This window comes from Aeromicrobium yanjiei, assembly GCF_009649075.1.
GTDB lineage: Bacteria > Actinomycetota > Actinomycetes > Propionibacteriales > Nocardioidaceae > Aeromicrobium > Aeromicrobium yanjiei.
In genome coordinates this window covers 685,489-701,126 of sequence record NZ_CP045737.1, presented here as the reverse complement: position 1 = coordinate 701,126, position 15,638 = coordinate 685,489, and the positions used below count along the sequence as shown (strand labels likewise).

Annotated in this window: 15 protein-coding genes; 9 read left to right on the top strand and 6 right to left on the bottom strand. The window is 70.1% G+C overall.

The window, feature by feature from the left end; all coding sequences use genetic code 11:
- Positions 1-54 precede the first annotated feature (54 nt).
- Positions 55-1,431, bottom strand: coding sequence for a WS/DGAT/MGAT family O-acyltransferase (locus tag GEV26_RS03660; RefSeq protein WP_153651807.1), 1,377 nt, complete (start codon positions 1,429-1,431; stop codon positions 55-57).
- Between the two features lie 127 nt (positions 1,432-1,558).
- Between GEV26_RS03660 and GEV26_RS03655 the strand changes: the two genes are divergently transcribed.
- From GEV26_RS03655 to GEV26_RS03640, 4 genes are read left to right on the top strand one after another with little or no spacing between them, the layout of a single operon-like run.
- Entirely contained in the window at positions 1,559-2,614 is a 1,056-nt protein-coding gene (locus GEV26_RS03655) for an alpha/beta hydrolase fold domain-containing protein (protein ID WP_153651806.1), read from the top strand.
- Positions 2,615-2,626: 12 nt separating this feature from the next.
- The gene (locus GEV26_RS03650) at positions 2,627-3,064 is read left to right on the top strand and encodes a hypothetical protein (protein ID WP_153651805.1); all 438 of its coding nucleotides are present in this window, start codon (positions 2,627-2,629) and stop codon (positions 3,062-3,064) included.
- 28 nt (positions 3,065-3,092) lie between these two features.
- Positions 3,093-5,456, top strand: coding sequence for an FdhF/YdeP family oxidoreductase (locus GEV26_RS03645; protein ID WP_153651804.1), 2,364 nt, complete (start codon positions 3,093-3,095; stop codon positions 5,454-5,456).
- Positions 5,453-5,887 carry a DUF1810 domain-containing protein gene (locus tag GEV26_RS03640; RefSeq protein WP_153651803.1) on the top strand — a complete coding sequence of 145 codons (435 nt, stop codon included), beginning with the start codon at positions 5,453-5,455 and terminating at the stop codon, positions 5,885-5,887. The genes GEV26_RS03645 and GEV26_RS03640 overlap by 4 nt, the downstream gene beginning before the upstream one ends.
- Positions 5,888-5,906: 19 nt before the next feature.
- On the opposite strand, the gene GEV26_RS03635 is transcribed toward GEV26_RS03640, so the two are convergent.
- On the bottom strand, positions 5,907-7,430 hold the full coding sequence (locus GEV26_RS03635; RefSeq protein ID WP_153651802.1) for an OFA family MFS transporter: 1,524 nt from the start codon (positions 7,428-7,430) through the stop codon (positions 5,907-5,909).
- 127 nt (positions 7,431-7,557) lie between these two features.
- On the opposite strand from GEV26_RS03635, the gene GEV26_RS03630 reads away from it, so the two are divergent.
- Positions 7,558-8,820 carry a magnesium transporter MgtE N-terminal domain-containing protein gene (locus GEV26_RS03630; RefSeq protein ID WP_194839955.1) on the top strand — a complete coding sequence of 421 codons (1,263 nt, stop codon included), beginning with the start codon at positions 7,558-7,560 and terminating at the stop codon, positions 8,818-8,820.
- Positions 8,813-9,319 carry a DUF1003 domain-containing protein gene (locus GEV26_RS03625; RefSeq protein ID WP_153651801.1) on the top strand — a complete coding sequence of 169 codons (507 nt, stop codon included), beginning with the start codon at positions 8,813-8,815 and terminating at the stop codon, positions 9,317-9,319. Before GEV26_RS03630 ends, GEV26_RS03625 begins: the two co-directional genes overlap by 8 nt.
- Positions 9,320-9,397: 78 nt before the next feature.
- On the opposite strand, the gene GEV26_RS03620 is transcribed toward GEV26_RS03625, so the two are convergent.
- On the bottom strand, positions 9,398-10,003 hold the full coding sequence (locus tag GEV26_RS03620; RefSeq protein WP_153651800.1) for a class I SAM-dependent methyltransferase: 606 nt from the start codon (positions 10,001-10,003) through the stop codon (positions 9,398-9,400).
- The gene (locus tag GEV26_RS03615; protein ID WP_153651799.1) at positions 10,000-11,682 is read right to left on the bottom strand and encodes an ABC-F family ATP-binding cassette domain-containing protein; all 1,683 of its coding nucleotides are present in this window, start codon (positions 11,680-11,682) and stop codon (positions 10,000-10,002) included. Before GEV26_RS03615 ends, GEV26_RS03620 begins: the two co-directional genes overlap by 4 nt.
- A gap of 76 nt (positions 11,683-11,758) precedes the next feature.
- Here GEV26_RS03615 and GEV26_RS03610 point away from each other — a divergent pair, with 76 nt between their 5' ends.
- Both GEV26_RS03610 and GEV26_RS03605 read left to right on the top strand, forming a co-directional pair.
- The gene (locus GEV26_RS03610; protein ID WP_153651798.1) at positions 11,759-12,898 is read left to right on the top strand and encodes an Mrp/NBP35 family ATP-binding protein; all 1,140 of its coding nucleotides are present in this window, start codon (positions 11,759-11,761) and stop codon (positions 12,896-12,898) included.
- A gap of 9 nt (positions 12,899-12,907) precedes the next feature.
- On the top strand, positions 12,908-13,222 hold the full coding sequence (locus GEV26_RS03605; protein ID WP_153651797.1) for a sec-independent translocase: 315 nt from the start codon (positions 12,908-12,910) through the stop codon (positions 13,220-13,222).
- A gap of 10 nt (positions 13,223-13,232) precedes the next feature.
- Here GEV26_RS03605 and GEV26_RS03600 read toward each other — a convergent pair whose 3' ends face one another.
- Positions 13,233-14,072, bottom strand: a complete 840-nt coding sequence (locus GEV26_RS03600) for an anti-sigma factor family protein (protein WP_153651796.1) — start codon at positions 14,070-14,072, stop codon at positions 13,233-13,235.
- Positions 14,072-14,653: an RNA polymerase sigma factor SigE gene (gene sigE, locus GEV26_RS03595; RefSeq protein WP_153651795.1), complete on the bottom strand. Its 582-nt coding sequence runs from the start codon at positions 14,651-14,653 to the stop codon at positions 14,072-14,074. Before sigE ends, GEV26_RS03600 begins: the two co-directional genes overlap by 1 nt.
- 228 nt (positions 14,654-14,881) lie before the next feature.
- Between sigE and GEV26_RS03590 the strand changes: the two genes are divergently transcribed.
- Entirely contained in the window at positions 14,882-15,418 is a 537-nt protein-coding gene (locus GEV26_RS03590) for an O-methyltransferase (RefSeq protein ID WP_459562267.1), read from the top strand.
- Positions 15,419-15,638: the final 220 nt, after the last annotated feature.

Below are 15,638 nucleotides of genomic sequence, written 5' to 3'. Positions count from 1 at the left end.
CGTGTCACTGCACCCTAGCGGAGTTTTGAACACGTTCAACCCTGCGGGACGTCGTCAGCCCCAGGACTGCTCCAGCTCGGCGAGGGACGACTCGAGGTGGAGCAGCAGCCGCTGGAGGTGCGGCACCGAGGCGCGGCAGCCGATGAGACCGAAGTCGAGGTACTTGTCCCGGCTGGTGAGCGTGATGTTGAGCGCCTGCCCGTCGAGCACGATCGACACCGGGTACAGGCCGTCGAGTCGCGAGCCGTTGAAGTACATCGGCTCCTTGGGCCCCGGCACGTTGGACACGATGACGTTGAACGGCGGGTGGGTGTACTTGACGAAGCCCGGCACCGGGCCCAGGGCGAGGGGCAGCACCTGCAGCGCCGAGAACGCGAGGATCTGGGTGGGCGTCAGGTCGCCCATGATCTTCTTGGCCTGCCGCGAGGAGTACGCGATCTCCTCCAGGCGGCTGGCCCCCTGCTCGCGGTCGGTGGCGAGGTTGACCACGATCGCGCCAGTCGCGTTGCCGGGCTCGGCGTCGTCCTCCGCCGAGCCGGCTCGCAGCGACAGGGACACCGGCACCATCGCCGTCATGGGGTCGTCCGGCAGGGCGTGCTGCTCGAGCAGGTACTGGCGCAGGGCACCGGAGACCATGGCCAGCACGACGTCGTTCAGCGTCGTGGCCGATGACTTCGCCACGCGCTGGATGCGCTCGATCTCCCACGACTGCGCCGCGAACCGGCGCGATCCCCCGACCGGCCCGTTGAGGATCGTCTTGGGAGCCCGGGGCAGGGTCACGTCGCCGTCGCGCAGGACCTGGCTGCCGATGCGAAGCGAGGCGGGCACCAGGCCGGCGATGTCACCGAGCGCACCCGCCCCCGTGCGCAGCAGGCCCATCGGGTCCAGGCCGCGCTTCGACCCGCCACCGCCGTGCGGCATGACCCCCCAGGGCGGTATGCAGTCGCGGGCGTCCGGGTCCGCGCTCAGCGTCTTCTGGATCAGCCGCAGCGCCGACACGCCGTCCAGCATCGAGTGGTGGACCTTGGTGTAGACCGCGATCCGGCCGTCGGCCAGCCCCTCGACGACGTGCGCCTCCCACAGCGGCCGGTGCCGGTCGAGCAGCGAGCCGTGCCACCGGGAGGTCAGCTGCAGGAGCTCCCGGATCCGGCCCGGCCGCGGCACCGCGGAGTGCCGGACGTGGTAGTCGAAGTCGATCGTCTCGTCGGCGGCCCACCACGTGTTGCCCAAGGTCCCGACCGGCTCCGCCGGTCGCTTGCGGAACAGCGGGGACACCTCACCGAGGTCGCGGAACGAGGCGACGGTCTCGCTCACGTAGTCGGGCCCGGCGTCCTCCGGCGGGACGAACAGCTGGAGACCTCCGACGTGCATCGGCTGGTCCCGCGACTCCGCCAGAAGGAACATCGAGTCGGTGGGGGGCATGAACGACATTCAGGTTCCTTCGGCTGCGGGCGGGACGTACCGGGAGTACGCTAACGCTCCGTGTGGCGCACGTCACTCGTTGTGACAAATTTGGTCGAGCGATCGTCACCGGCTCGACGCCGAAGGAAGGACACCCATGGCGCACCTGTCGCTCGCCGCTCAGCCGCAGTTCTTCCGTGGTTCGAGCCTGCAGTCCAAGGCGCTGGGACTCGGGCTCCGCCACACGGTCCGACCCCTGCTCGGGTTGTGGGCCCACCTCCCGTTCGACGTCTTCCCTCCCAACGTGATCGAGCACGCCGCACGGCTCCTGCCCGTCCACGAGGGCACGATGTGGCGCCCGGTCGAGATCGACCTCACGACGAGCGAGTGGCTGCAGGCCAAGGGCGTCGAGGACATCACCGGCGGCAACGAGCGCGCGATCCTGTACTTCCACGGCGGAGCGTTCCTGACGTGCGGGCTCAACACGCACCGCCGGCTCGTCTCGCGCATCTCGTACGCCGCGAAGCAGCCCGTCCTCAACGTCGGCTACCGCCAGATGCCCTACGAGCCGATCAACGAGTCGATCGCCGACGGCGTCGCCGGCTTCCGCTGGCTGCTCGGCCAGGGGTACGCGCCCGAGAACATCACGATCGCCGGAGACTCCGCGGGCGGCTATCTCGCGTTCAGCGTGGCCCGAGCGGTGATCGACCACGGCCTCGGCCGCCCCTCAGGCGTCGTCGCGCTGTCCCCGCTGCTCGACTTCGACCCCGCGGGCAAGAAGGCGCACCGCAACGCCCACCGCTGCCAGACGTTCCCCCTGCACGCGGTCGCGAAGCTCGCCGACGTGTCGCTGCGGATGGACACGCGCCGCGGCGTCACGACCCCGCGGACCGATCCGGTCAACATGCCGCTCGGCGACCTGCCCCCGGCGCTGATCCACGTCGGCTCCCGCGAGGTGCTGATGGCCGACGCCGAGCTCATGGCCAACCGTCTCGTCTCGGCCGGGGTGCCGTGCGACCTGCAGGTCTGGGAGAAGCAGGTGCACGTGTTCCAGGCTGCCGCCTCGTGGGTCCCGGAGGCTCGCGCCGCGATCGAGGAGATCGGCGCGTTCGTGCGTGGTCTCGCCGAGCGGGACGCGACGGCGACCGCTCCCACCATGGTCTCGACACCCCCGACCCGCAGCGCCCGCGGCGCACGAGCCTCCGTCGTGTGATGTGCTGAGGTCGTGACCGCCACGAACCTCGTCGCCGAGCTCGCCAAGAAGTCCGGCCTCGTCTGGATCGCGTACGGCGGGCGCACCCACGCCGTGTGGCACGAGTGGGTCGGCGACGCGGTCTGCGTCGTGTCGGGCGGTGGTGAGCAACGTCTGCCCGGCATCGCCGACCAGTCCTCGGTACGTCTCCTGCTGCGCAGCAAGACGACCCGCGCCCTCGCCGCCGAGGCGGACGCGCGTGTCGAGATCGTGCCGCCGGGCTCCGAGCACTGGGACCCGGTGACGACCGCGCTCAAGGCCGGTCGTCTCAACCTGTCCGACAGCGATCGTGCGATCGAGCGGTGGGCCGCCGAGTCCGTGGTCGTCCGCCTGGTGCCGACGGACCGGGTCGTGGTGGCGTCCGACGTCGACGACACGCTTCATCCGACTGCACCGCCGTTGTCGGGGTAACGTCATCACCGAACCCCCGGGAGGCAGCATGAGCAAGGCCAAGGACATCGACGAGGACCAGCTCGAGGTCCACGCACCGAAGCAGGCAGCAGCGGGCATCACCGGGGTGAGGGTCGCGTTGCAGCGCTCGCTCTCGCTCATGGGGCCCACGCGCACTGCACGGACACTGCTCAAGCTCAACCAGGCGGACGGCTTCGACTGCGTGAGCTGCGCCTGGCCCGATCCGGACCCGGAGAACCGCCACGCCGCGGAGTTCTGTGAGAACGGCGCCAAGGCCGTGGCCGACGAGGCCACCACCGACCGGGTCACCCCCTCGTTCTTCGCGCGGCACAGCATCGAGGAGATGGCTGCGCACGACGACTACTGGCTCAACATGCAGGGCCGCATCACCCACCCCATGGTCAAGCGCCCCGGCGGCACGCACTACGAGCCGATCGATTGGGAGGACGCGTATGAGCTGATCGGTGAGCACCTGCGCACCCGGACGTCCCCCGACCAGGCCACGTTCTACACGAGCGGACGGGCCTCGAACGAGGCGGCATTCCTCTACCAGCTGTTCATCCGGGCCTACGGCACCAACAACCTGCCGGACTGCTCCAACATGTGCCACGAGTCCAGCGGCACGGCCCTGACCGAGTCGATCGGCATCGGCAAGGGCAGCGTCAGCCTGCGCGACATGTACGACGCCAAGTGCATCGTGATCGCGGGCCAGAACCCCGGGACCAACCACCCCCGCATGCTGTCGGCGCTCGAGATCGCCAAGCGCCGCGGCGCGAAGATCATCTCGGTCAACCCGCTGCGCGAAGCCGGCTTGGTCAACTTCCGCAACCCCCAGGTTGCGCGCGGTGTGGTCGGCAAGGGCACCGACATCGCCGACCTCCACCTGCCTGTGCGCATCAACGGCGATCTGGCCCTCTTCCAGGGCATCGGCCGCCTGCTGGTGGAGTGGGACGCGCTCGACCACGAGTTCATCGACCGGCACGTCAACGGCTTCGAGTCCTGGCGCGACCACGTGCTGGCCGCGGACTGGGACGAGATCGAGGCCGCCTCGGGACTGACCCGCGAGCAGATCACGGAGGCCGCGGAGATCATCCGCGACTCCGACGCCACGATCTACTGCTGGGCCATGGGCCTCACGCAGCACCGCAACGCTGTTGCCTCGATCCGCGAGATCTGCAACGTCGCGCTGGTGCGCGGCGACATCGGCAAGCGGGGAGCCGGACTGTGCCCCGTGCGGGGACACTCCAACGTGCAGGGCGACCGCACGATGGGCATCTGGGAGCGCGCACCCGAGCACTTCCTCGACTCGCTCCAGGCGGAGTTCGGCTTCGATCCGCCGCGCGAGCACGGTCTCGACACCGTCGACTCGATCCGCGGGATGCGCGACGGCGACATCACGTTCTTCATGGGGCTCGGCGGCAACTTCGTGAAGGCCGCCCCCGACACCGACGTGACGGCCGAGGCGCTGCGCAGCATCGAGATGACCGTCCAGGTCTCGACCAAGCTCAACCGCTCGCACCTCGACTGCGGCGAGACCGCCCTGATCCTCCCCGCGATGGGTCGCACCGAGCACAACGCGACCGGAGCGGGCGAGCAGTTCATCACGGTCGAGGACTCGATGTCGGCGGTCCACGCCTCGCGTGGGGCGATCCCGCCCGTCAGCGACCACGTGCGCTCGGAGATCGCGATCATCGCGGGCATCGCGCAGGCGACGATCGGTGACCGGCACGGGATCCGTTGGGCCGAGATGGCCGAGGACTACAACATCATCCGCCACCACATCTCCCGTGTCGTCCCGGGCTGCGAGGAGTACACGCACAACGTCGACCGTCCGGGCGGCTTCGTGCTGCCGCACGCTCCGCGCGACTCGCGGATCTTCGAGACCAAGTCCGGCAAGGCCGAGGTCATCGCGTCACCGCTGGAGGTCCTGCAGGTCCCCGAGGGGCACTTCGTGCTCCAGACCCTGCGCAGCCACGACCAGTTCAACACCACGATCTACGGGCTCAGCGATCGTTACCGCGGCATCGAGGACGGCCGCCGGGTCGTGTTCATGCACCCCGACGACATCTCGGCGCAGGGCTTCAAGGACGGCGACATGGTCGACCTCGTGACGCGCTGGGACGACGACGACGTCGACCGGGTCGCCGAGAGGTTCCGCATCGTCTCCTACGAGACGCCGCGTGGCTCGGCCGCTGCCTACTATCCCGAGACCAACTCGTTGGTGCCGCTGGACTCGACCGCTGAGGGCAGCAACCAGCCCACGTCGAAGTCGGTCATCGTCCGGGCGGTCCCGGCCGGGCAGGGCCGCTTCGCGAACGCCGGCGGGTCGCAGAACGGTGTGGGCGCGGACGAGTCCCACAAGACGGACCGTCAGCCCCACCACCTGTCGTGACGGCGGACGCCGCAGACGACCCGTTCGACCTGCAGCGGTTCGTCGACGCCCAGGACAACGGCACGTACGAACGGGCCGTCGCCGAGCTGCGAGACGGGCACAAGACCACCCACTGGATGTGGTTCGTGTTCCCGCAGGTCGCGGGGCTCGGCCGTAGCGAGACGGCGGTGCGCTTCGCGGTCTCGGGGCGCGACGAGGCGAGCGCGTACCTGGACCACCCCGTGCTGGGTCCGCGTCTCCTGGAGTGCGCGGCGCTGATGACCGAGGTCGAGGGCAGCGCCACCGACGTCCTCGGCGGGGTCGATGCGCAGAAGCTGCAGTCGTCGATGACCCTGTTCGCCGCCGTGGCCGACGACCCCGCCCCGTTCCGGGCGGTCCTCGACGGGCTCTTCGGGGGCCAGGACGATCCGGCGACGCTGGACCGTCTCTGACCCCCTGCCCGTCCCCCGATCAGAACAGGTCGGCTGCCTTGACGACCGTCTCGTAGATCCCGTACACCAGCGGGACCGCGACCACGACCCAGGCGATGACCAGGAGCGGCACGGAAGCCTTGACGGCCACGTCACCGTCCTGCGAGCTCGGCGCCGCTGCCTCGGTTGCCACCTGGTCCTCCTTGTTCCTCGGCTCGTGGAACCGGTCGGCCACCGGCCGGATCAACAGGTTCGCGACGAAGCCGACCGCGAGGATCGCGACCATCGTCAGCAGCGCCGGCCGGTAGTCACCCGCGTTGAGCTTGCCCGGCTCGCCCTGCGCGTCGAGGATGCTGTTGACGATCAGCGGGCCTGCGACGCCGGCCGCCGACCACGCGGTCAGCAGTCGGCCGTGGATCGCACCGACCTGGAAGGTGCCGAACAGATCGCGCAGGTACGCCGGGACGGTCGCGAACCCACCGCCGTAGAAGCTGAGGATGACGCCGGCGAGGAGAGCGAACAGGGTCGTGCTGGTCGAGCCCTTGGTGGCCAGGATCGCGTACAGGATGAGTCCGACGCCGAGGTACATCACGTAGATGTTCTTGCGGCCCACGATGTCCGACGTCGACGACCAGATGAACCGGCCGGCGAGGTTGAACAAGGACAGCAGGCCGACGAACCCGGCTGCCGACGCCGCGGTGACCGTGGACGTGGACCCGTCGCGGAAGAAGTCCTGGATCATCGGCGAGGCCTGCTCCAGGATGCCGATGCCGGCGGTGACGTTGCAGAACAGCACGACCCACAGCAACCAGAACTGGCGAGTCTTGACCGCATTGTCGGCCGACACGTTGTCGGTCGTGACGAGCGCCTTGGTCTTGACCGTTGACGGGTCGAAACCGGCCGGCTTCCAGCCGTCCGCGGGCACCCGGATCAGCCACGCGCCGAACAGCATCAGGACGAGATACACCAGGCCGAGGGTGACGAACAGCTTGGCCACGGCCGAGCCGGACGCGATGCCGGTCGCGGTGTCGTAGTTGTCGTCGTAGATGCCGAGCAGCTTGGACGACAGCGGGCTCGCGATCATCGCGCCGCCACCGAAGCCCATGATCGCCATGCCGGTCGCGAGGCCGGGACGATCGGGGAACCACTTGATCAGCGTGGAGACCGGGGAGATGTAGCCGATGCCGAGGCCGATGCCGCCGATGAACCCGTAGCCGAAGTAGACGAGCCACAGCTGGTCGGTCGCGATGCCGAGCGAGCCGATCATGAAGCCGCCGGACCAGAACAGGGCTGCGGTGGCCATCGCGCGGCGCGGGCCGCCGGAGTCGACCCAGGTGCCGAAGATCGCGGCGGACAGGCCGAGCATCACGATCGCGATCGAGAAGATGATGCCGATCTTGGTAAGACTCGAGTCGAAGTGCTGGACGAGTGACGCCTTGTAGACGCTCGTCGCGTAGACCTGCCCGATGCACAGGTGGACCGCGAGCGCAGCCGGCGGGATCAGCCAGCGGTTGAAGCCGGGCTTGGCGACGGTGTGACGCCGGTCGAGTACTGCAAGTGCCATGATCTTTCCCCCAGATGGACGCGTGATGCTCATCTCAACCTAGGGCCGGAAGTCCCGCCTCGCACGCGGACACACCTGGCCCGGCGTCGTGGGCGAAGTGGTGCCCGCGCCCCGGTACAGTTCGAACGTGAGCGCAACGACCGGTCGGATCTTCTTGTCCCGCATCGTCGGGCAGGCAGTCTTCGACCCCGCGGGCGACCAGGTCGGCAAGCTGCGCGACGTCGTGGTGGCCGTGCGGTCGGCCAAGCAGCGCCCGCGCGTACTGGGCATCGTGGTGGAGGTCCTCGGACGCCGTCGCGTCTTCTTGCCCATCACCCGGGTGACGTCGCTCGACTCGGGCCAGATCATCACGACCGGGGTCGTCAACGTCCGCAGGTTCGAGCAGCGCAGCACCGAGACCCTGGCCATCCACGAGCTCCTCGACCGCACCGTGACCCTGCCGGACGGCAGCCCCGGCACGGTCTACGACCTCGCGATGGAGCAGGACCCCCGCCGCGACTGGTACATCTCCAATCTCGCGGTCCAGGCCGCCGGCAAGCGGTTCGGCCGTCGCGGCCCCCACCAGGTGCTGGAGTGGGACGAGGTCAAGGGCCTCACCTCCGAGGAGACCACCCAGGGCGCGACCCACCTGCTCGCGACGATGGACGAGATGCGCCCCGTCGACGTCGCCAACGCGCTGCGGGATCTCGCGCCCAAGCGCCGCATGGAGGTCGTGTCCGAGCTCGACGACGAGCGCCTCGCCGACGTCCTCGAGGAGCTTCCCGAGAAGTACCAGATCGAGATCCTGGGCGTGCTGGACCCGGGTCGCGCGGTCGACGTGCTCACCGAGATGGACCCCGACGACGCGGCCGACCTGCTCGGCGAGCTGCCTGCCGCGACCGCCGAGGGTCTGCTGCTGCAGATGGAGCCGCAGGACGCCGAGGACGTGCGCCGCCTGCTGTCGTACGAGGAGCGCACCGCCGGCGGGATGATGACGACCGAGCCGGTCGTCCTGTCCCCCGACGCCACGATCGCCGAGGCTCTCGCGCGCGTCCGCAACCCTGACCTGAGCCCCGCGCTCGCGTCACTGGTCTACGTGTGCCGCCCTCCGTTGGAGACGCCGACCGGCCGGTTCCTCGGCATCGTGCACTTCCAGGCTCTCCTGCGCGAGCCCCCGTCGACGCTGGTCGGCGCGATCGTCGACAACGACATCGACTGGCCGCGCCCGGGCGCCTCGCTCCAGCACGTCGCCAACCTCCTGGCGGCGTACAACATGGTCGCGCTCCCCGTCGTCGACGAGAACTCCCACCTGCTCGGGGCGGTGACCATCGACGACGTCCTCGATCACCTCCTCCCGGAGGGTTGGCGCGAGAGCGACCCCGACAACGCGGAGGCGGTCACCCATGGCTGAGCGCGCACGTCTGGACCAGCCCCGCGAGGTCCGCCGATCCATCCGGCCCCGACGCCGCGAGCCCGATCCCGAGCGCTTCGGCCGGTTCGCCGAGTCAACCGCGCGCTTCCTCGGGACGGCCACGTTCATCGCCTGGATGACCGTGTTCGTCGCGGTCTGGATCGGCTGGAACATGCCCTACGGCCCGGACCGCCACCGCTGGGACGACTACCCGTTCATCTTCCTGACGCTGATCCTGTCGCTGCAGGCGTCGTACGCCGCTCCGCTCATCCTGCTGGCCCAGAACCGCCAGGAGGCCCGTGACCGTGTCACGCAGGAGCAGGAGCGCGACGCCACCGCGCAGGCCGCCGCCGACATGGAGTTCCTCGCCCGCGAGGTCGCGAGCCTGCGCCTCGGCATCGGGGAGGTCGCGACCCGCGACTTCATCCGCAGCGAGCTGCGCAACCTGGTCAACGACCTGGAGCGGCGCGACGACCACGACGAGCCCGAGACCCCCTAGCCCCGATCTGCGGACTCCTGCACGCTTTTTGGCGCGAATTCCGTGCAAGACCCCGCACATCTGGGCGGGGGGTGTCGGTCAGCGGCGGACGGCCTGGACGATCGCGTCGTGCATCGTCCCGGAGTGGCCCTGCCGGCGGACGGTGGTGACGTCGATCGACGACCACTCGGCGGGCTCCAGCCACCCGGCCGCCTCCTCGCCGGTCCAGCGGAAGTCCGGGAAGTCGTGGTCGCCGGGCCTCTCATCGATCGGGTGGTGGCCGACCAGCAGCAGCGTCCCGCCGGGGGCCACGGCCGCGCCCAGCTGGCGATAGAGCGTGGTCAGGGCCGGCTGCGGCAGGTACATGAACTGTGCCGACACCAGGTCGTACGCGCCGGGGTCGCCCAGCCAGCTGCTGAGATCGACGCGCTGCCAGGTGATCCGGTCCGCGACGCCGGCGTCGACCGCGTGCCGGGCCGCCTTGTCGAGCGCGACCTGGGAGACGTCGAGCGCGGTGACCGTCCAGCCCTGGCGGGCCAGCCAGATCGCGTCTGCGCCCTCACCCGCACCCACGTCCAGCGCGCGTCCGGGGGCCATGCCGGTCACCCGGTCGACCAGCTGAGGATTCGGCTGACCGCTCCAGATCCGCTCCTCCGACGCGTAGCGCTCGTCCCAGTAGTCCTCGGTGAACAGGTCCTGGCTCATCTGTCCCTCACCACTCTCGACTCGTCCCACACCGGCTCGTCCGACTCGTACAGCCTGCCATCGGAGCCAAAGACCAGGAACCGGTCGAAGCTCCGCGCGAACCACCGGTCGTGGGTGACCGCGACGACCGTGCCCTCGAACGTCGACAGGGCCGCCTCCAGCGCCTCCGCGGACTCCAGGTCGAGGTTGTCGGTCGGCTCGTCCAGCAGGAGCATCGTCGCGTGCGCGAGCTCGAGGAGCAGGATCTGGAACCGCGCCTGCTGGCCGCCCGAGAGCTGGTCGAACACCTGCTCACCGGCCTTCGCGAGACCGTACCGGTCCAGCGCCTTGGCAGATCCCTCGTGGCCCATCCCCCGGCGGTGGCCGTCGCCGTGGTGGAGGATCTCCAGGAGCGTGCGGCCCATCAGCGAGGGGTGCTCGTGGGTCTGGGCGAACCAGCCCGGACGCACGCGCGACCCCAGGCGGGCCATGCCGCTGTGCTCCACCGGGGGCGGCACGACGTCGCCCACGGGCTCGTGCTCGACGTCGGGACGCGAGCCTCCGCCCGCGAGCAGGCGCAGGAAGTGCGACTTGCCCGAGCCGTTGCTGCCGAGCACCGCGATCCGCTCCCCGAACCAGATCTCCAGGTCGAACGGCTTCATCAGCCCGGTCAGCTCGACCTGCTCGGCGACGACCGCGCGCTTGGCCGTACGCCCACCCTCGAGCCGCATCCGCAGGCTCTGGGCGATCGGCACGGCCTCGGGCGGGCCCTCGCGCTCGAATCTCTCCAGGCGTGTCTGGGCGGCCTGGTAGCGGGCGGCCATGTCGGAGTTGTACGCGGACTTCTGTCGATACATCAGCACGAGCGCCTTGAGCTTCGCGCGCTCCTCGTCCCACCGGAGCCGGCGCTCCTCGAGCTTGGCGTTGCGGTCCAGCCGCGCGTCCAGGTACGTCGAGAAGCGGCCGGGGTGCACCCACAGAGTGCTGCCCGCTGCTCCCGGCTCGAGCGTCGCGATGCGCTCCGCGACGCGTTCGATGAGCTCGCGGTCGTGGCTCACGAACAGGACGGTCTTGGGCGTCTCGACGAGCCGCTCCTCGAGCCACCGCTTGGCCGGCACGTCGAGGTAGTTGTCGGGCTCGTCGAGCAGCAGCACCTGCTCGGGCCCGCGGAGCAGCGCCTCGAGCACGAGCCGCTTCTGCTCACCGCCCGACAGCGTCGTGACCTGGCGGTACTGGGCCTGCTGGAAGGGCACGCCGAGCGCCGCCATCGTGCAGATGTCCCACATGTCCTCGTGGTCGTAGCCGCCCGCATCGCCCCAGTCGACGATCGCCTGGGCGTACGCCATCTGGTCGCGCTCCTCGTCCCGCTCGATCATCGCGAGCTCGGTGCGGTCGACCTCCGCTGCCGCCGCACGGACGACGGGTGGGGCCACCGAGACGAGCAGGTCACGCACCGTCGTGTCGTCCCGGACCGAGCCGATGAACTGGCGCATGACGCCGAGGCCGCCGCTGACCGTCACGGCACCCGAGTGGGGGTCGAGGTCCCCGGTCGCGATGCGGGTCAGCGTCGTCTTGCCGGTGCCGTTGGGACCGATGAGCGCGACCTTCGCCCCCTCGCCCACGCGGAGGCTGACATCGGTCAGCAGCGGCCGCCCGTCGGAGAGCGTGAAGCTGATCGAGCTCAGGTCGAGGTGTCCCACACGTCCATCGTCGCAGTGCAGACCTGTTAGGTCACACTCACCCGTCCGGTTGCCATACCCCCCGTACGATGGGGACATGGCAGTCGTCACCGAAGAACAGATCCGCGCCGCGCTCGGCACGGTCAACGATCCCGAGATCAAGCGTCCCATCACCGAGCTCGGCATGGTCGACACGATCACGATCGAGGAAGCGCAGATCACCGTCCGCCTCCTGTTGACGGTCTCCGGCTGCCCCCTCAAGGACACCCTGACCCGCGACATCACCGCTGCGGTCGCCGCGGTCGCGCCGGCGTACGGCGTCGTGGTCGACATGGGCGTGATGACCGATGAGCAGCGCAAGGACATGCAGGCGATGCTGCGCGGCGGTCGCGCCGAGCGCGAGGTGCCGTTCGCACAGCCCGGCTCGCTGACCAAGGTCTATGCAATCGCATCGGGCAAGGGCGGTGTCGGCAAGTCGACCGTCACGGTCAACCTGGCCCTCGCGATGGTGCGTCGCGGGCTCAAGGTCGGCATCGTCGACGCCGACATCTACGGCCACTCGATCCCCGACATGCTCGGCGTCGGCGACATCCGCCCGACCCAGGTCGAGGACATGATCATGCCGGTCCCGATCAAGGGCCTCAAGGTCATCAGCATCGGCATGCTCAAGCCCCGCAAGGACCAGGTCGTCGCATGGCGCGGCCCGATGCTCGACCGTGCGCTCGTGCAGATGCTGAGCGACGTCTACTGGGGCGATCTCGACGCCCTGCTGCTCGACCTCCCCCCGGGTACCGGCGACATGGCGATCAGCCTGGGCCAGCACCTGCCCAACGCCGAGGTCGTCGTCGTGACGACCCCCCAGCCTGCCGCGGCCGACGTGGCCGAGCGCGCCGGCACGATGGCCTCGATGATGCACCAGCGCGTGGTCGGTGTCATCGAGAACATGTCCTACCTGCAGGTCCCCGGCGGCGAGCGCATGGAGATCTTCGGTTCCGGCGGTGCGGCCAAGGTCGCCGAGACGCTCAGCGGCCGCTTCGGCTACGACGTCCCGATGCTGGGCCAGATCCCGCTCGACCAGACGCTCCGTGAGGGCGGCGACGTCGGCGACCCGATCGTCATGTCCGATCCGGACTCGGAGTCGGCCAAGATCCTTCAGGGCATCGCCGACCAGCTCAGCGGACGCTCGCGCGGCCTGGCCGGCATGCAGCTGGGCCTGGCACCTGCCGGCCGCCTGTAGGCTCCCACCATGTTCGGCATGGGCATGCCCGAGATCGGCCTGATCCTCGTGGTCGCCCTGCTCGTGTTCGGACCCGAGAAGCTCCCCGAGCTCGCCAAGCAGGCCGGCGGATTCGTCCGGACCCTGCGCAGGATGGCGGACAACGCCAAGAACGACCTCGGCCGGGAGATCGGCCAGGACCTGTCCGGGCTGGATCTGAAGGATCTGGACCCGCGCGAGGTCGTCCGGCGCAACTTCCTCGAGGACACGACGCCTGCGGCGACCAAGGAGACCCGGATCCTGCGGCCGGGCGAGATCCCGCCGTTCGACCCCGAGTCCACCTGACCGAGTGGGTCTAGGCCGCGCCCAGCCAGGACGTCATGCGGGTCAGGCCGTTGCCCACCCGGTCGACCGGGCCGGGCTGCTGGCCCATGCTGGGCAGCTCCGCGACGGCCCGCGCGACGCGCTCACGGTCGACGTCGGTCACGACGGTGAACACCGTGCCGTCCCGGTCCCAGGTCACGACCAGCGGACTGCCCTCGCGCACCCAGACCTCGGACCCGCCCAGGCGTGCCTGCTCGAAGTCGTCCAGCCCGGACGGGTCGAGCGCCCCGGTCTGCTCGAAGAGGTCGAGCGAGGAGCGTCCGTCGCTGTAGCTCAGGGCGATCACCTCCCCCGCCTCGGCGTAGGAGCCCGACACGCGCTGAAGATCGCCTGCGAGCGTCTCGTGGCACGGCCACCCCGAGCTGCTGAGCTCGCTCATGGCCGATGCGGTGATCGTGCCCCCGCTCTCGGCGCGGGGCGCACCCGCGAACTCCGCGACATAGCGCTCGTACGGGGGGGACACCTCGTCGCCGACACGATCGGGCGTCCCCACGGCGTACGCGGTCGCGACGACGGCGATCGCGGCGCCGACCAGCACGAGGCCCGACCGGAAGGGTGCGGACCTGACCAGGCGCTCCCACCAGGCCTCGCTCGGGGGCGGGGCCGACGCCAGGTCGGCCAAGGAGGCGAGCAGCGCGGCCGGCGGCGCGGGCGCTGCTGACGTCGACATCCGCGACTTCAGGAGACGCTGCTGGCGTACGGCGCGCTCGCACTCGTCACAGGCCAGCAGATGTGCGGACGCCTCCTGCATCGCGGAGTCGGACAGCTGTCCGTCCACGAACGCTGCGACATCGGCACCCAGGTGAGGCATCAGACGCCCACGGGCCCCACGAATCGGGTGCGTCCCTTGGACGGGGCGCGGTGCGCCAGGGCCTCCCGCAGCTGCGTGCGGCCGCGATGGATGCGCGAGCGTACGGTGCCGAGCTTGACCCCCAGCACGTCGGAGATCTCCTCGTAGGACAGTCCCTCGATGTCGCACAGGACCACCGCGACACGGAACTCGTCCGAGAGCGACGCGAGGGCGGCCTCGATGTCGGGATCGAAGTTGGCGTCGTGCACCGCGGACTCGGGCAGCACCTCGCCGCTGAGCAGCCGCTCCTCGGCGCCGTCGCCGAAGCCGTCCATGCGCAGGCGGGACTTGCGGCGTACACGGTCGAGGAACAGGTTGGTCGTGATGCGGTGCAGCCAGCCGCCGAAGTTGCCCGGCTCGTACGTGTCGAGCGAGCGGAAGACGCGGATGAAGACGTCCTGCGTGAGGTCCTCGGCGTCCTGACGATTGCCGGTGAGACGGTAGGCCAACTGGTAGACCCGGGCCGAGTGCTCGCTGACGATCCCTTCCCAGTCCTGGGGGGCTCGCTCGAGCGTCGTGGTGGCCACGTCTTCTGCCTTCATGGTGTCGATCGTTGTCCCTGCACCTGAGAGAACGCACAGAACCACCTGACGGTTCCCCATTTCCTCGTCCGAGCCTCCCCCTTCCGCGGGCTCCCCGCCGATAGGCTGGACCCACCACCGACCAAGGAGCCCACCATCACCACCGCAGCCAGCCTGGCGTTCGCCGAGGACCACCTGAGCGAGGACGACCATCTCGCCGCTGCCCGGCAGCGCGCCGACGAGGTCGGCGTGGTGCCCATCGGAACCGGCGGCGGTGCCGTCCTGTCCTTCCTCGCCTCGGCCATCCAGGCCAAGGCCATCGCCGAGATCGGCACCGGCACGGGCGTGTCGGGGCTGTGGCTCCTGCGCGGGATGCAGTCCGACGGGGTGCTCACCTCGGTCGACCTCGAGGCCGAGCACCAGCGTCTTGCCCGCGAGACGTTCACCGAGGCGGGCTTCGCCCCGCAGCGCTTCCGGCTCATCGCCGGAGCGGGCCTCGACGTGATGCCGCGCCTCACCGACGCCGGCTACGACCTGGTCTTCCTCGACGGCGACAAGGTCGAGTACGGCGAGTACCTCGAGCAGGCCGTACGCCTCGTGCGGCCCGGCGGGCTCATCGCGTTCGACAACGCGCTGTGGCACGACCGCGTGGCCGATCCGTCGCAGCGCGACCCCGAGACGACCGCGATCCGCGAGGTCGTGCAGCGCGTCGCCACCGACGACCGCCTGCGCAGCATGCTGGTCCCCTTGGGCGACGGACTCCTCGTCGCCCAGCTCCTCACCTGACCCGCCCCCATCCGCTGAGGCGCGCCTCCCGTCCGCTGACGCGCGGCTCCTGTCCGCTGAGGCGCGCCTCCCGTCCGCTGACGCGCGCTTCCAGTCCGCTGACGCGCGGCTACGGTCCGCTGACGCGCGGCTGCCGCCCGCCGAGGCGCGCTCCCAGTCCGCTGACGCGCGGCTCCCGTCAGCCGAGGCGCGCTGCGGGGCTCCCCTCAGCGGACGGGAG

Excerpts from the sequence above, each read along its gene's own strand:
- GEV26_RS03635 (WP_153651802.1), bottom strand. The coding sequence starts at position 7,430 with ATGGCACTTGCAGTACTCGACCGGCGTCACACCGTCGCCAAGCCCGGC.
- GEV26_RS03660 (WP_153651807.1), bottom strand. The coding sequence starts at position 1,431 with ATGTCGTTCATGCCCCCCACCGACTCGATGTTCCTTCTGGCGGAGTCG.
- GEV26_RS03620 (WP_153651800.1), bottom strand. The coding sequence starts at position 10,003 with ATGAGCCAGGACCTGTTCACCGAGGACTACTGGGACGAGCGCTACGCG.
- sigE (WP_153651795.1), bottom strand. The coding sequence starts at position 14,653 with ATGAAGGCAGAAGACGTGGCCACCACGACGCTCGAGCGAGCCCCCCAG.
- GEV26_RS03605 (WP_153651797.1), top strand. The coding sequence starts at position 12,908 with ATGTTCGGCATGGGCATGCCCGAGATCGGCCTGATCCTCGTGGTCGCC.
- GEV26_RS03600 (WP_153651796.1), bottom strand. The coding sequence starts at position 14,072 with ATGCCTCACCTGGGTGCCGATGTCGCAGCGTTCGTGGACGGACAGCTG.
- GEV26_RS03625 (WP_153651801.1), top strand. The coding sequence starts at position 8,813 with ATGGCTGAGCGCGCACGTCTGGACCAGCCCCGCGAGGTCCGCCGATCC.
- GEV26_RS03645 (WP_153651804.1), top strand. The coding sequence starts at position 3,093 with ATGAGCAAGGCCAAGGACATCGACGAGGACCAGCTCGAGGTCCACGCA.
- GEV26_RS03610 (WP_153651798.1), top strand. The coding sequence starts at position 11,759 with ATGGCAGTCGTCACCGAAGAACAGATCCGCGCCGCGCTCGGCACGGTC.
- GEV26_RS03655 (WP_153651806.1), top strand. The coding sequence starts at position 1,559 with ATGGCGCACCTGTCGCTCGCCGCTCAGCCGCAGTTCTTCCGTGGTTCG.